A 15,658-nucleotide genomic window follows, 5' to 3' on the forward strand; every position below is an offset into this window, starting at 1 on the left:
TCAGGGCCTCACGATTGGGGTGGTTGTGCCGAGCCCTTCGCGCACCAGCGTGAAGGCTTGGCTCCATGCGCCGCGGCTGATCGAGTGGACGACATCGCGGACGTAGTAGAACCCGTCGTGGTCGAAACCGGCCCCGCGCAGCCCGACGAGCTTGCGCGGCTCCAGCACCGCGCCGTAGCGCCCCAGATCGAGCTCGCCGGTGACCTTGAGCGTGTCGCTGCTGGCGTCCGACTGCGCCTGCGCCTGCCCCATCGCCTGACTGACCGATTGCCCCGGCTGCGGCCGCAGGATCCGGCTCGACGCGGTGGTCGGATCGAGCACGGAGGGCCGCGCGGCCAGTGGCGGCCGCACCGGCGCAACCGACCGCACAGGCACGGCCGCCCCGGTGGTGCCGTCGCGCACCTCGCCCGCCACGCTGCCCGCCTCGCTCGCCTCGTTTTCGAACGACAGCCCGGTGGCGTTGCTGGCCGAGCCCATATCGACGCTGATCGCCCGCTGCACCGCCCCGATCCGCGGCGGTGGCCCCCAATAGGCCCGCGAGGTCAGCGGCGCCGGTCCGGGGATGATCGTGAACACATGATCGAATTGCGCCGCGAGTTCGGTCAGATAGGCCAGATCGGTGCCGTTTTGCAGCGGCACCCGATCGGTCGGCGCGTCTCTGTCGGCAGCCAACGGGGGCCGCACATCCGGCACGATCCCGTGTTGCGCATAACGCGCGATCACCACGTTGGCGATGTCGCCCGGTGCCATGCCGGGATATTCCTCCTGCCGTTCCTCGCGGTCCATCAGGGCGGTCAAATCCCGCCCCATCAGCGTCAGTGTGCCGCCCTGCCCGCCATCGCCCGCCCCCATCTGCACCGACTCGACGATCCCGTCGATCAGCACGGTGGGCTTCAGCCCAAGAATCCCCGTCAGCACGATCCGCGACCCGGATTGCATCGCCGGATGCGTCATCAGCGGCATCGCTCCCACCTGTTTGTCCGACCGCCCCAACCGGAAGATCACCGAAAAGCCCGACGGTTCGGAATCCGAGATCGCGACCTCGGCGCTTTCCAAGGCTTCGGACACGAAGGCAGGCGGCGGCACAGGCACCCCTTGCCCGATGAGCAGCGTCAGTCTGACCCCGAAGGCGTTCAGCATGGCATCACTCCGGCCCGATCATCGGGATGCGCAGCCGCCGTCCGGTTTCGCGGGTCAATTCCTCTGGCTCGAACTCCAGCGTGGCATCGACGATCCGCCAGTATTGCAGCGGGTCGCCGTAAGCCCGGTGCGCGATGTGATCGAGCCTGTCGGACGTACCCACCGTCTCGAACCCGGCGGTCTGCAGCGCGGCGGGCTGCGGCAGAAACCGCCGGGCGACGTAGGAGACCTCGCGCCCGTCCGGTTCGACATGCGTCTTGAGCGGCAATCTGGCGTAGCGGCTGTCATCGCTGAACATCGGTCTGGCTCCTAGTTGGTTGAGAGTTTCTGGCTGAGGATCGAGGCGACCGTCCCGGCCCGGGTGGCCCGCCCCATCTGCTCCTTGACGATCTGGTGCCCCAGATACATCGCGTAGCCCGGATGCGACTGCTCCAGATCGGAGTAGGTCAGCACCGTGAAATCCAGCCCGACCTTGGCCCGGATCGGGTTGAGGTTCACGTCGAACGCCTCTTCCCCCACGCTGAGCCCGGCCATCCGCACCGGCAGCACCCGTTTGCCCCAGACGAGGATCAGGAACGGCGCGGAGGCGGGCAGGATCTCGATCGTTCCGGCCGCGAGCATGATGCTGTTGGCCACCACCACCGCGCTGGACGGGGCGAGCAGCATCTCGAGGCTGGCAAGCTGCGGATAAATCCCGTTGGCGATGGTGAACGGATCGCCTTCGGCCAGCTTGTCGGTGGCGTCGAACCAGACCTCCATCTTGATCGTCTCGACCGGCGCTCCGGTCAGCCGGAACGCGTCCGACCGCGCTCCGCCTTCGATGGCGCTGGCCTTGACGTCCCGCTGCATCTTGTCGGGGTTGTATTGCAGGGTGATCACACTGGGGATCGGGTTCGGCGCCTCGAACACCACGAGGGCGGCGCGGGCGGTTTTCGGATATCCGGGAATTTTGCTCATTAGCTCACACTCATGGGTTGGATGACGGCGTTGATTTTGCGGATCAGATCGGCGCGGGCCTCTTCCTGCCGCCGGATCGCGATCCCGACGACGGTGGCGAAATCGAAGGTGCTGACCGCCCCTGATCCGGTGAATTCATAAAGCCCGTAGCCCGCCCCTGCGCTTGTCAGGCCCGACGTGCTGTCGCCGGAGCTGAAGACCGTGTCGTCGAAGGCCGCCAGTATCCCTTCGCCCAGCCGCGCCATATCGGCCAGATCGAGCGCCCCCTGCGCCCCCAGCACCCCCGAGACCCGGTCCCGCAGGGTGTTGTGCCACGCCGACGACGAGGCCGAGGAATCGTGGGTTTCCACCCCGGTTCCCGAGCCGTCGAGTTTGACGACCCGCAGCCCGCCGGAGTGGGCCTGCACCGTGGCCACGGGGGTGCCGAACGTCGGCCCGGAGGGATAGAGCGCGGCCAGTTGATCGGCCGAGAGCGGCCCGTTGGCCCGGTCCATCGCCGCCACATGCGCCGGCGTCAGATAGCCGACCGTGCGCGGGTTGGTCGCGGCTGTGTATTGCGGCGAGAAGACCAGCTGGCTCGTCGGTGTCCGCACCTCGTGCTGGAACCGCACGAAATTGGCGAACCCTTCCGCCGGAGCCGCCCCGGCGTCGTCCAGTTGCGCGATCGTGGCGGCGATGGCCTGATTGGCCTGACTGGCGAGGATCCATTCGTGATGCCCCGGATCGGCCGCCCGGATCATGTCGGCGGTATAGGTGACGTTCTTCTGCGCCCGTTTCGAACCGGCGCTGGACCCTGCGGGCACCACCCGCAGAAACCAGTTGATGTCGTAGGACCCGGCAAGCGTTCCTTCGACGCCGCCCCCGGCTGCGTCCTGCTGTTCGAAATAGCCATAGCGGGCGCTGGCGAATGCCGTCGTCTCGAACAGCCCGCCGGTCCGGAAGCTCGCCGCCTTGATGTTTTCCTTGTAGTTGTAATCCGGCTTGTCATCGACGACCCCGTCATGCAGCGCCCGCAGCGCCGTGTCGATCGGGGTGACCAGAGCGCCGGCATAGCTGCCGAAGTCGCGCGATTGCGCGCCCAGCATCCGGTCGAGCATGTCGGCGTGAATGGCCGATGTGGCCCCGGCTTCGAGGAAGGGCCGCCAGAATGCGCCCTGCTTTTCGGCGTTGGTCGCGTAGTCCGAGGGCGCCTCGACGGTCGGCTCGGCGTTCAGCGCCGCTGCCCGCTCGGCCACCTTGGCAAAGAAGGCGGTCTTGAAAGCGTCGTTCTCGCGCAGCGCGCCGCCCGCGTGGAAGGGCCGTTTCCAAGCGTCGGTGAGCAGGGCCGAATCCGCGCCGAGCGCCGCCGGCACCTGCCCCCACGACATCTGCGAAAAGCTGATCTTCTTGGCCGGATCGCCATTGATCCGACTGTTGATCGTGCCGTTGAGCTGGGTCTGGAACTCCGGGTGCACCGCTTCGATCTGACTGCCGAAGACGGTGTTGAATACGGTGGCGCCGGACAGCCCGAGCGCCTCGAGGATCGCGGTCAGCGCCTGCGCCGTTTCGCGGGCCTTGGCTTCGAGCAGCGCCACCTCGTCGCGCGATTGCGCCGGATCCTGATCGCGGGCGTCGTCGGCCTGATCGCCCGCCGTGTCCATCTCGGCCTCTTCTCCCAGGGCGCGGGTGACCAACGGGGCGATCTCGGTCTTCTTGGCGCTGACCTGTTCGGCGCTGACTTCCGGATCGCTGCGCACCAGTTGCGCCCGCACCCCGGCGTCGTCGCGCAGGCCGGTGAGCCATGTCTCGACCGGCTGCGGCGTGGAGCGCATGTAGGGGATCACGTTGTCGCCGTGTTCTTCGGTATAGAGCGTGTGGCTTTCGCCGCCGCCCGAGAACGAGACCGGCGCCATCAGATCGCCCGTCGCCGGGGCGTCGCCGTCGTCCTCGCCCCCGGTGCCGCTGCCACCGCCCCCGCCGGTGAACCGCGCCACAACCGCCCGGATCAGTTTGACGACCGCGTCTTCGATGGTCTGGTGGATGTTCTGGAAGATCTCCTGCACCCGCCCGGCGACGTTGCCCAGCCCGATGAACCGCGCGATCAGGTCGATGGTGGGGGTCAGCAGCCGCGCCAGCACCCCTTCGACGGCGTTGCTGGCCGGTTCGGTGTTGCCGTTGGCGATGTCGATCATCCCCTGCACGATCGTCTCGACGATGGCGATCATCCGGCCCAGATTGTCCTTGAGCCACATGATCGCATCCCAGATCAGCATCACCACCTTGAGCAGCGCCCCCGCCGGATTGATCAGCCCCGCCAGCCAGACGATCCCGGCCTTGACGACCCGTTCGAGCAGGAAGGTGGTGATCTGGCCCATCACCATGTCAAACAGCCCGGAGAGGTCTTGCTTGATCCGGTCGAACAGGGCGCTCCAGCCGCCGGTGATCAGCTCCGACGCGTAGCTGAGGAAGAATTCGATCCGCTCGACGGCGGCCTCGCCCAGTATCCGCACCGCGATCCGTCGTAACATGTCGAGCGTCAGCCCGAGGATCTGCCGGGCGATGTCGAGCACCCCCATCAGATCGAACTGCGCGGGCATGGTCAGCGAGCCTGCGAAGGCCCCGGTGAGCCAGCCGATGATCCCCGCGATCAGGTGATCGACGAAATTCTCGCCGAATTTGCGAAACCCCTCGACGACCGCCTGCAAAAGATAGGTCAGAAACTGGATCGGGTCGTCGATGATCTTGGTGATCGCGTCGAGGGCGTTGCCGATGAAGGCGTAGAAGTCGTCTTTGTTGATCCCGAGCGCGTCGAGGATCGGCTCCAGGATCAGCCGCGCGACTTCGCTCCAATCGCCGGTGAGCGCCGCCTGCATGACCGCGACGAGCGTGTTCAGCGCCCCTTCGACAAAGGCCAGCACCGCCAGCAGCGCGTTCTTGTAGGCATCGACAATGAAGGCGACCGCCGATTTGAGCCCCTCGGCCACCACGTCGACCGCCTCTTGCGCCAACCGGACGCCTTCGCGGATCTTTTCGTTCAGCGCCTCGGCCAGTTCGGGAAAGACCGAGCCGATCAGCGTGGACACCGCCAGTTGCAGCAATTCGCCGTAGAGCGCGATGGCGTCCTGGATAAAGCTCGCCGCGGCGTCGATCAGCGCGAAGGCGGCATCCTTGACCGCATCGAGGATCGTGGTGATGGCCGAGCGCACCGCGTCGAAGATCTCGCCGATCAGATCGCCCAGCTTGGCCAGTTGATCGGCCACGAAGTCGACGGCGGCGTCCCACCAGCTGTCATCCTCGGCCTCGGCCTCGGCTTCGGCCTTCTTGCGCTCGGCCTTGGCTTCGGCTTCGGAAAGTTCGCCCTCGGCCTTGGTTTCCGCCTCGGTATACTTGCGCGAGATCTCGGCCTCGTCCTCGGCCACACGGTCGCTGATCTTGGTCTGCGTGGCCTGATTTTCGGCCTCGGCCTCGGCGGTCATCTCGTCGACGGCGGCGTGCTGGCCGTCGACGGTGGCCTGCCGTTCGTCCTGAATCGTCTGCCGCGCCTCGCTGACCTTGCTGACCTGTTCGGCATTGGCCTCGGCCTCGGCGGCGGCCATGTCGGTTTCGGCCTTGCTGCTGGCCGCGTCACGCTGGGCGTCGCGTTCGGTGGCCATTGTGGCCATCTGGGCGTCGGCCTCGGCCATGCTGGCCTGCATTTCGGGACCGTGGTGGGCATCGAAGATCGCCGTCGTCTCGGCGTCGAGTTCGCGGGCGCTGAAGTCGGCCGCGCCGTCGACGGGGGCCTGCGCCTCGACCGCCAGCGCGGTTTCTTCCATCACCATCGGCACGGGGTCGTCCATGGCCCGAAGCTGGACCTGCTCGGGCCCCGGCCCGTCGATCACCGCTTGGGTGGCCTCGTCGCGCTGTGCGCCGGCGTTCTGGCCGGCCGCCTCGGCCTGATCGTTGGCCCGCTGCGGATCGGTCTCGCCTTCGAGCGGCACGGGCGGTGCCTCGCCGGGTGAGGTTTCGACCGTTTCATCCGACGTTTCCGCCCCGCTGATCGCCCGCGCCACGGTGCGTGCATCGACCTGCCCCGCCCCCGGCACCCGCCAGTTTTCCAGCGCCTGATTGCCGCTGAACGGCCCGAGGTCTTGCGTGGGCGCGATGTCCGGTTCCGGTGCAGGGGCGGGCGTTTCGGCCTCCAGCGGGTCGATTTCGCCGCTGGGCGGGCCGACGGGCTCGACCTCTGGCACCGCGGTGTCGTCGGCGTCGAGCGTGGCGGAAAACTCCGGGATCGTCTCTTCATGCGCAGCGGTTTCCGCCTCGGCCAGGGCGGCCATGTCTGCGGCCAGCGTCGGCTCTTTCTGGGCCTTGACGCTGGGTGGCGCCGCGCTGAACGCCTGCATGTAGAGTTCCGGGGTGATCGCCGCCTCCAGCGCCGCCACGCTTTCTTCGACGGCGGCCTTGGCGGCTTCGGCCTCGGCAGAGAGCGGCGGCAGCTCGCTTTCGATATTGGGCGGCTCGGCGGCGGTTTCGGCGCCGAGATCGACGGGCTCGGGCGCGGTTTGCGTCCCCTCCTCGGCGGTTGCCTCGGTTTTGGTCTCGCTTTGCGCCGGGGGCGCCGGCGTATCGGCTTGCTCCGCGTCCTGACGCGCCTCTGTCCGAAACTCCTGCGCTGCCTCCCAATCGGTCTGCTCGCCCTCGGCGTCGGTGGCCTGCCGGAAGGCCACCACCTCGGCGCCCAAGGGTTCTTGAACCGTTGCGGGAGCCTCGGTGATCGCCTCGGCCTCGGCCTCTGCCTCGGCGTGGGCGGTTTCGGGCGCGGTTTCGACGGGGTCCGGCGCGGTTTGGCCGATCCCGCCCTGCACCATCTGCAAGAGATGCGCGGTTTCGTGTAGCAGCGTCTCGAAGCTGACGTCTTCGGAGCGCAGCGCCATCTGGTCGCCGATCACCGCCGCCTCGGCCCCGAGCGCGTCGAGGATGCTCCGAATCTCGGCGGACCAGACGGCGGTGAACGCGCCGAGGGCAGCGTCAAAGTGCTCCTCCAGCCGCTCTTGTTTCGGCAAGGCCCGCTTTTGCCCACGCGCCATCGCACGGCGCAGGTTTTCGCAGGCCTGCCAGAACGGCGGCAGCGTCTTGCCGGTGAAGATGTCGATGACGTCGGCGGTGTCGGTCTCGGCCTCGACGGTAAAGTCCAGCGCGGATGTCTTGGGCTTTTCCACACGCTTCGGCGCGACCTTGGGCGCGGACTGTTTCGCCGCGGGGGCGCTGGTTTTGGCCAGCGCGCTCATTGGCTCAAGGCCCTGAGCAGCGCCGCGGCGAGGCTGCGACCGCAGGTGTCGGGGCTGCTGAAATCCACGCTATCGAGGTCGATACGGTCGATCTCGCGGTGCCCTGTCAGGGTCAGCCCCGCCGCGCCGTCGGCCAGAGCCTGTTCGAACACCGCCGTGGCCCTGTCGGCAAAGCTGGCCTCGAAGCCTTCGAAGCTGAGACCGTCGATGCGGATATCGGGGCCTGCGTCCATCACAGCCACCCTTTGAGGTCTTTGTCTGGGGCGGTCTTTTCGAGCTTGGCGTATTCGAGCCGGACCGCATGGGCCAGATGCCGCATCTGCAACGGCTGATCCTCGGAGGCGGCCATGTAGGCGCCGTTGATCGCCACCGACCGGATACTGCCGCCGGACAGCGACGGCCCGGAAAGCGCATCGAAATCGAGGCCCTCGCGCGGCAGGGCGTCGGGCAAGACCCGCTGCCAGATTTGCCGCCGCAGCGCCTGATCGGGGAACGGAAACTCGATGGCGAACCGAAACCGCCGAAAGAACGCGTCGTCGATCGAGGCCCGCATGTTCGTCGTCAGGATCGCGACGCCGGGATAGGCCTCGAGGCATTGCAGCAGAAACCCGAGTTCGGCATTCGAGTGCTTGTCGATGCTGTCCTTGACGCTGCCGGTCCGCTTGCCAAAGAGCCCGTCCGCCTCGTCGAAGAGCAGCGCCGCCCCCATCGCCTCACCCGCCTTGAACACCGCCTCGAAGTTCTTGGCCGTCTCTCCGATATACTTTGACACCAAGGCCGCGACGTTGACCCGGTAGAGCGGCACCGCATCGCCGGAGGTGGATTGCATCCGCCCCACGAGTGCTTCGGCGGCGGTGGTCTTGCCGGTGCCGGACTGTCCGTGAAACAGCGCCGCCATGCCAAGCCCGCGGGACGATTTCCCGGCAAAGCCCCATTCGGAGAGCACCCTGTCCCGGTTGCCCAGAAAGGCCGACATTTGCGTCAGCGCGTCGTGTTGGGCGGGCGGCAGGATCAGATCCTCCCACGCCGAGCCGCCGCCGATCCGTTGCGCCAGATGCCCCATCTGTTCGCCCACTTCGGCCCGTGCCGCGGCCATAAGGTTTGGCGCGAGCCCCGCCGCAGTCGCCGCCACGGCGCGGCGCACCTGCGGCACCGTGAGCGCGACGCTTTGCGCCGCTTCGCGCACGTCCGGGTGGGCGCAGGTTTCCGCGTCGAGCAGCACCGACCATGCCGATGGATCCGACGCCCCGTCGCTGAGCCGCAGCGCCGGTCCGGTTGCCGTCGCGGGCGGTGCCGCCCCGAGGATCAGGCAGGGCAGGCCCAGCGCCTCGGCCAGCGACCACGCCGCCTGTGGGGCCTCGGCCCCAAGGATCGCCAGCGCAATGTCGTTGAGGATCAGATCGCGCCGCAGGATCGCGCCGAATTCGGCCCTGTCGCCCGGATCGGCGGGGATCGCCTCGGCGGGCAGCACCCAGGCGCTCTGCCCCGATCCCCTGACCGCCGCTGCGAACCGCGCCAGCATCATCGCCGGATCCCCCGCATCGCTGAAGAGCACCGGGGGCTGCCGTTCGCGGCAGGCCGAAGCCCAGCAGCCGGCAATCCGCGTGGTCTCGTCCGAAGGGGCCGCGGCCAGCGTCACGGGCCGCAGCCGCCCCTCGATCACCGCGTCGAACCCGCCGTGCCCGCCCAGCGCCTCGCGGACCGCATCGGGCACGATCATCGGGCGTTCGTAGAACCGCCCGGACCCGTCGAGCCGGATCAGCCGCCCCGTCCGCAGCGCCCCGTCCGGGCGCAGGGTTTCGGTGTGACCGAGCAGGTCCGCCACCACGGCCGGGGTCGCCCGCCCCTCGGCGGCGAACCGGTGCTTTTGCAGTGCTCCGGACAGGCTGGGTGGCGCGTCGGCCAGCGCCGCCAAAAGCAGCGTCTGCCGCATGTCGTCGCCAAGCCCGAAGGCGCGGGCGATCCGCGCGATGGCGGACGGCGCAGTCATCCGCGCCTCGATCACCTCGATCTGTGTGGGCGCGCGCAGCCCTTCGGCGTCTTCACCGTTCAGCAGAGCGGCGAGCCGGCGGAACTCCAACGACAGGATCTCTGCGTTGCCCGCCCCCCAGTCGAGTGTCCGAGCGCCGTCCATCATGGCACCGGGATCGTCAGCGCCGCGGGCGCGGTTTCGCCGCCGTCTATGGACAGGGCGTAGCTGTAGTCGCCGGGTTGCAGGTCTGTCGCCTCGAACTCCAGTGCCGTGCTGTCACCCGCACGTGCCGTCGCGGTGAAGGCGCGGCGCGGCTGGGTGTCGTCGTCGGGGAACAGATAGAGCCGGATCGACTGATCCTCGCCTGCCGGATTGGCGATGGTGGCGTCTATGGTGCCGTCAAACAGCGGCCCGGCCCCGGTGGCCGTTGCCGAGATCGCGTTGACCGTCGGCGCGACGGTAAAGGCCCCACCCCGGCTCGCCTCGCGCAGCCGAAGCTCGCCGGAGGCCTGCCAGTAGTGCTCGATCCGGGCCAGTTGGATGCCCGGCCGCAGGGTGGCGGGCAGTGGCACCGATATCCGCTGATCGCTGAGCAGGTCCGCAGGCCCCGGCGCGACCACCGTCCCGCCGATGCTGAGCTCCATCAGGTCGGCGGTCAGGCCGCTGCCCGTGAGCATCACCCGGCTGCCCGCTGTGGGTTGTGCGTCTGCGACGAGCGGCGCGTCGACGGTGCCGGGCTGTGCGACCACCCGGTCGATCGTAGGCCGTTTGAGCGGGAAGGTCGTGAGCGCAAATTCCCGCACCGGCGGTCCTTGCGGGATATCCCGTTCGGTTTCGACCAGCACGACCGAGACCTTGTAGAGCGCCGACATCCGCAGGGCCGCGTTGAAGGCAGGCCAGAGCTTGGTCAGCTCTTCGTCCTCGGTCTTGGCCGGGGTGATCCGCACCCCTTCGATCTGCGAGGGCAGATCGGAGGTCAGCAGGAGCTTTTCCGCCGCCCCGAGCAGGGCGATCTCGGCCGCCGGCGCACCGATGTGCAGCGCGGCTTCCATGTTTGCCTTGGACAGCACCGGGTGTTCGTGCAGCCGTTGCATCCCGTGCCCGAGCAGGATTGCGGCGTTCAGATCGCCCGTGCCCGTCGCCGTCATCATGAAGTGCAGATCGAGCCCCAGCCGAGGGCTGGACAACCGCGCCCCGCTGCCGCTGTGCGACGGCAGGCATTCGTTGGCGAAGGCCGGGTTGTGCGTGACCTTCCACAGATAGAGGTTGAGCACGTTTTTGGCCTCGCCGTCCAACAGCGCATCCGGCGGGCCGCTGCTGATTGTGATCTGGCCTAGCGTGTCGAGACCCGCCGTCGTGACCGCGTCTTCGACGAGGTATTTCAACGTGGCCGTGACGGCGGCGAGGGCAAGTGCGTTGGGCATCCTAGCGCCTCCATCCCAGATAGGCCTTCAGCGCCTGTCCCTTCGGGGCGGAGGCCGGCGGCGCTGAGACGCTTTGGATCGGTGCCGGGGCGGGCGCGGGCGTGGGTGCGGGGGCCGGGGCGGTCACCCGGATCTGGCCGATCGATACCATTGGGCGCGGCGCGGGTTGCGCCCCGGCTTGCCGGGGGCCGGGCATGGGCTGAACCCTCTGGGTCTGCGGCATCGGCACCAGTCGCGTAGTGGCGGGCGGCGGCTCTGAGCGCGGCTTCGCCGGGGGTGCCGCCTTAGCCTCTGCGACGGGCGGGGTGGGCCGCAGCGCCGCGGTTGTCGGGCTGTCTGGCGCCGCCGGTGGAGCCGCGGCAGGGGTGAGCGGTTTGGCGGCGACGGGTGCTTGGTTCGCCGGCTTTGCTGGCCCGTCGACGGGTGTCGCCGTTTGCAGAGGCGCAACGGCGGGCGCGGGGGGCAACGGGGGTGTGCTAGGCTTGGCATCCCGCGACACGCTTTCGGTCGGCGGTGCGGTCCGGATTGGAGCGGGCGGCGGTGCTGCCGCCTGAGTCTGTGCCGGCGCGGTTGGGCGAGGGTCTTGGCGCGGGGTCTCATCCCATTGCGGCGAGCGCCATTCCGGCCGCGTTGGCTCTGCTTCTGGCGCAGTCTCGGCCTCGGACGAGGCTGGCAGGCCCCATTGGGGCGGGACCAGCGGGGTCAGCGTGGCCATGCCCGCGCGATGCCCCGCCTTGATCGCCAGCCTGTCGAACAGGTCGGTCATGTCACCATTCCCACATATCTGGCCCGCCTTGCGGGGCTGAGCGCCAGCGTCTCGGCCTCGGACCAGCCGAAGGCCCGGGCGAGAATGGCGACCTGGGCAAAGACGCCGGCGGCGAAGGCTTCGAGATCCGCCCAGAGGAAGGCTGCGGCATCGAAGGCACGGGGGTTCTCGGCCCCGCAGTCGGCGCAGGTCACGTCGAAGACGACGTCGATGGCCGGGTCGGCGGCGTCGAGCGCCTCGGCGGCCTTGGCCCGAAAGGCGGGATCGGACCACGGCGCGTCGGGGCAGAGCGCGGCCACGCCCCCCTGCCCCAGCCCTTCCAGCGTCGGACAGGCGATCTCATAGGTGACGCCGTTGTATGCCACCCGGGCCACAGGGGCGACGCGGGCGGGCAGATCGAACCCTTCGGGCACGGCAAAGCCGATCATCTCGCCGCAGCCATCGCAGGCGAATTGCGCCGGGGCGCGTGGACCGAACAGGGCGCATTTGGCGTGCCAGAACAGCCGCTCGGCATCGCCGACCCCCAGAGACGGCACATCCGCATCGCCGGGAAGGAAGGCCGCCGCGAGCGCCAGCCTGCGCTCGGCCAGCGGCGCCCCTTCGGCCCGATCAAAGAGCGCCATCAGCGCCGGGTCGGGCAGTTTCTGCGGCGTCAGGCCATGTGACTGTGCTGCGCCCATGGCATCAGGCCACGGGCACGCTGAAGGACGGCTCGGTCGGCGGCTGCACGTCGTAGTCGCGCACGAAGCCTTCGTGCTCGATCTTGATCATCTCGATCGCGACGGCGTTGGCGCTGGCATCGAACTCGGCCAGCCCGAATTCGCTGACCCAGCAGTTGAAGAAATTCCAGCGCATCGCCAATTGGCCCGCCTCGTTATACATCTCGAGCTGGATGTCCTTGCGGAAGTCGGCGAGGCTGACCTCGGCGCCGAGGCCGTTTTCGATGTTCCAGACCTTGTTGGCCCATTGCTCGAAGGCGATGTCGTGGGTGATGCCGCGCTCGACGGTGATCGCCTCGTATTTGACCTGACCCGGTATCTTGTAGGGACTGGACGGATCCCCCCCCGAGCGGGTCTCGATCAGTTCGACGGTCTTCTTGGGCGCGCTGACCTTGGAGGCCCCCATGACGAACTTTCCGTCCCATTTCAGGCGGAATTTCGAGGTGCTGTAGGGATCGAGCCGAAGCCCGGCTGCGTTAACTCTCGCCATTGCTGTTCTCCTTGAAAATCAGTTGATCATTCGGGCAACTTGGTCAGTTGCTGAAAATTCAGCACGACGAACTCGGCCGGTTTGAGTGGGGCAAAGGCGACGAGGATGTTGACGATCCCGAGGTCGATATCCGCCTGCTTGGTCGTGTCGCCGTCGCATTTGACGAGGTAGGCATCGGACGCCGCCTTGCCCTGAAAGGCCCCCTGCCGGTGCAGGCTTTGCATGAAGGCCCCGACGTTGAGCCGGATCTGCCCCCAGAGGTCTTCGTCGTTGCCTTCGAACACCGTCCATTTCAGCCCCCGCTGCAGCGATTGCTGGATGAACAGGGCGGTGCGCCGGACGGCGGCGTATTTGTATTCGTCCGCCAGAGCATCGGCCCCGACGAGCGTTCGGCCGCCCCAGATGATGTTGCCGTAGACCGGGAACGACCGGATCGCGTTCACCCCGAGCCGGTTCAGCGGTTCCTGTTCGAGATCGGTGAGCTTGTATTCCGGCGGCCCGCCGGAATAGCGCGTCTCGGTGCCGGCGGTGGTCTTCCAGACCCCGCGCGAGGAATCGATCCGCGCCATCATGCCAGCCACCATCCCCGAGGGCGCAAGGCTGCGCTGTTTGTCGCCATCCGCCGTATCGACGATGTCGAGCCGGGGGAAATAGCCCGCCGCATTGCGCGAAACCGCGCCGCCCATCTTGCTGAACCAGTCGCTGTAGATCTTGTTGTGCGCGATCCCCTTGCCCGGATCGACGATCAGGAACGCAAATCTGTCGCGGCAGAATTTCTCGGCCGCCTCATAGACCATCTTGGCCGGGGTTTCGCCGAGTAGCCCCGCGACCGGGATGCACATGATGTTGAAGATATCGGGCACGATATTCTCGAGCGCATAGATCCCCGTCCGCGCAGCCGCATCGCCGAGGATGGCGTCGCGCGCCCGCGTCTCGAACCCGGTCGAGCTAAGCACGAACCCGTCCCCGCCGGTCGCCAGCGGCGTGAATTTCGACTTGGCCTGTTCCTTGAGCGCGTCGAGCGTGGTGACGGCGGCGTCCGTCAGCGCCGGCCGTTTGGTATCCACCCCCGTCGCCGTGATCATCGCGGAAGTGCCGTCGATCACCTTTTCCGGGAAACGGTCGGCATCCTTGTCGGTGCTGAGATCCTGATAGATCTCTTCGGCGACGACCTTGTCGCCTTTGTATTCGCGCACCAGCAGGGTGTAGAGCTTTGCGTCGGTCGCATGGTGGACCACCCCGAGGTGGATCGCATTGCCCCAAGAGCCGCCATTCACGGCCTTGGCGGTCAGCGCGTCGTCGGCTCCCGCCTTGAGCGTGACTGTCGCCTCCTGGAACTTGTTCACCCCGGCAGGCAGCGCCCCGCCGCCGGTATTCACGAACGGCGTGCGCACGACGAAAGCCACGGAGCCGCCGTTCTGGAAGTATTGCAGCACCCCGTAGGATGCCTCGCTTTCCTTCCACAGCCCACCGAAGATCCGCTGGAAATCCGCCCAGCTCGTCAGCCGAACGGCCTCATTGACCGGTCCGCGCTGAAAGGTGTCGATGAACACCGTATTCGACGTGGAGATGGACGCGATGGGGCGGGCACCGCTGGGGATTTCTTTGACGTGGACGCCCGGAAACTGATTTGTGAGCATGTGATATCCTTCGCTCTCGCAGGGGTCAGTGCCGCCGATCCGCTATGGTCCGGGGCGTGGGAGGGGACAGCAGGGTCTCTATTCGCAAAAAGGCGTCCTGGATCGTGCCATGCCGGCTGATCGCGCCGTCGTTGACGTGCTCGACCAGCGCCGCGGCGCTTCCCGCCGGCACCCGCAGGACAAAGACCTGAGCGGACAGGGTGCCGCCGGAGCCATCTGAATTGCTGTTGGATTTGGACACGAAAGACCCACCTTGCTGTGCAATGGGGTCAGACTAGCGGAGCACTCTGCGGGGCCCGTCACCCGGCGACCTCGGCCCGGTCAGCGCCCCGTCAGCGGGGCATCACCGGCCAATCACAGGCTCGTCACGGGCCAGTCACCGGCCCGTCACAGGCCAGTCACAGCTCGGCCAGAGCGGCATCGCTTCGCCCGGCCGCCACGTCGATCATCGCGGCGGTCGCCGGCTCGCCCGCAAGGATGCGATCGCGCAACGCCCGCGTGGCGGGGTTCGGCTCGATCCCGAGTTCGTTGTGCAGCACTTCCCACAGGGTCTCGTATTGCAGGATCGCGCGGCGGCGTTCCCCGGCGCGGGCGTAGAGCGCGATCATGTCGTGATGCACCGCCTCGAGGAGCGGGTCCGTGGCCAAGAGCAGCCGCCCCCAATCCAGCCCGTCGTCATAGGCCCGCCGCGCCTCGGCGTCCCGCATCAGCAGCCGGACCTTCGAGATATAGACCCCGGTCAGCCGCTCTCGTTCGATCAGCACCCAGTGCGAGTCGCAGCCCTCGAGGAACGGCCCGGAAACCGCCCTGACCGCGGTGGCCAGCTGCCGCCGGGTTTGGGGATCGAGCGCGCCCGCGTCGTTCATCTCGCGCCGGGCGAGCGCGCCGGCGCTTTCCAGCGCCACCACGTCGACGAGCACATCCTCGTCGGTTTCGATCGAGACCAGATCGTCGAAGGTATACAGGCCCAGCCCCGGCGTCCGCCCGAGCACCTTCTTGACCCGCCACAGCGCGGTGGTCAGTGCCGAGCGCCCCTTTTCGAGCGTGGCATCGGGCCAGAATGTTTCGATCAGGACCTCGCGCCGGCTGGCTTCGCCCGCGCGGGTCAAAAGGAAGGCCAGCAATTCACGCGTGGCCCCGGTCAGGTTCAGCGGATGGTGTCCGGTTTGATGCCGCAGCCGTAACGGCCCGAACAGCGATACGCAGAGCGTTGGTGTAGCGGTCGCAACCAACATGGCACTCCCTCTCAATACAGCTTTGCAAAAATTTTGACGCGCTAAAATTGCGCTACTCTCTAATGA

Annotated in this window: 13 protein-coding genes; all 13 read right to left on the reverse strand. The window is 67.7% G+C overall.

Features of this window, described 5'->3' with window-relative positions:
- Complete coding sequence (locus LOM8899_RS01905; protein WP_093990461.1) at positions 1 to 1,140, reverse strand: hypothetical protein; 1,140 nt, start codon at positions 1,138 to 1,140, stop codon at positions 1 to 3.
- Between the two features lie 4 nt (positions 1,141 to 1,144).
- Positions 1,145 to 1,438 carry a hypothetical protein gene (locus LOM8899_RS01910; protein ID WP_093990462.1) on the reverse strand — a complete coding sequence of 98 codons (294 nt, stop codon included), beginning with the start codon at positions 1,436 to 1,438 and terminating at the stop codon, positions 1,145 to 1,147.
- A gap of 11 nt (positions 1,439 to 1,449) precedes the next feature.
- Positions 1,450 to 2,097, reverse strand: coding sequence for a CIS tube protein (locus LOM8899_RS01915; protein WP_093990463.1), 648 nt, complete (start codon positions 2,095 to 2,097; stop codon positions 1,450 to 1,452).
- Entirely contained in the window at positions 2,097 to 7,346 is a 5,250-nt protein-coding gene (locus LOM8899_RS01920) for a phage tail protein (protein ID WP_093990464.1), read from the reverse strand. Before LOM8899_RS01920 ends, LOM8899_RS01915 begins: the two co-directional genes overlap by 1 nt.
- Entirely contained in the window at positions 7,343 to 7,579 is a 237-nt protein-coding gene (locus LOM8899_RS01925) for a hypothetical protein (protein WP_093990465.1), read from the reverse strand. The genes LOM8899_RS01920 and LOM8899_RS01925 overlap by 4 nt, the downstream gene beginning before the upstream one ends.
- Positions 7,579 to 9,483 carry an ATP-binding protein gene (locus LOM8899_RS01930; protein WP_133064960.1) on the reverse strand — a complete coding sequence of 635 codons (1,905 nt, stop codon included), beginning with the start codon at positions 9,481 to 9,483 and terminating at the stop codon, positions 7,579 to 7,581. The genes LOM8899_RS01925 and LOM8899_RS01930 overlap by 1 nt, the downstream gene beginning before the upstream one ends.
- A complete protein-coding gene (locus LOM8899_RS01935) occupies positions 9,480 to 10,742 on the reverse strand; it encodes a Pvc16 family protein (protein ID WP_093990467.1) in 1,263 nt (420 codons plus the stop codon). The genes LOM8899_RS01930 and LOM8899_RS01935 overlap by 4 nt, the downstream gene beginning before the upstream one ends.
- Position 10,743: 1 nt before the next feature.
- Positions 10,744 to 11,508, reverse strand: coding sequence for a hypothetical protein (locus LOM8899_RS01940; RefSeq protein WP_093990468.1), 765 nt, complete (start codon positions 11,506 to 11,508; stop codon positions 10,744 to 10,746).
- A complete protein-coding gene (locus LOM8899_RS01945) occupies positions 11,505 to 12,188 on the reverse strand; it encodes a hypothetical protein (protein ID WP_093990469.1) in 684 nt (227 codons plus the stop codon). The genes LOM8899_RS01940 and LOM8899_RS01945 overlap by 4 nt, the downstream gene beginning before the upstream one ends.
- Before the next feature lie 4 nt (positions 12,189 to 12,192).
- Positions 12,193 to 12,717 (reverse strand): phage tail protein, encoded by a 525-nt coding sequence (locus LOM8899_RS01950; RefSeq protein WP_093990470.1) that lies wholly within the window; start codon positions 12,715 to 12,717, stop codon positions 12,193 to 12,195.
- A gap of 26 nt (positions 12,718 to 12,743) precedes the next feature.
- Positions 12,744 to 14,357, reverse strand: a complete 1,614-nt coding sequence (locus LOM8899_RS01955; protein WP_093990471.1) for a phage tail sheath C-terminal domain-containing protein — start codon at positions 14,355 to 14,357, stop codon at positions 12,744 to 12,746.
- A gap of 25 nt (positions 14,358 to 14,382) precedes the next feature.
- Entirely contained in the window at positions 14,383 to 14,598 is a 216-nt protein-coding gene (locus tag LOM8899_RS01960) for a hypothetical protein (protein WP_093990472.1), read from the reverse strand.
- A gap of 157 nt (positions 14,599 to 14,755) precedes the next feature.
- Positions 14,756 to 15,592: an AfsR/SARP family transcriptional regulator gene (locus LOM8899_RS01965; protein ID WP_168770441.1), complete on the reverse strand. Its 837-nt coding sequence runs from the start codon at positions 15,590 to 15,592 to the stop codon at positions 14,756 to 14,758.
- Positions 15,593 to 15,658: the final 66 nt, after the last annotated feature.

Source organism: Flavimaricola marinus (assembly GCF_900184895.1).
In the GTDB taxonomy this organism is placed as follows: Bacteria; Pseudomonadota; Alphaproteobacteria; order Rhodobacterales; family Rhodobacteraceae; genus Flavimaricola; species Flavimaricola marinus.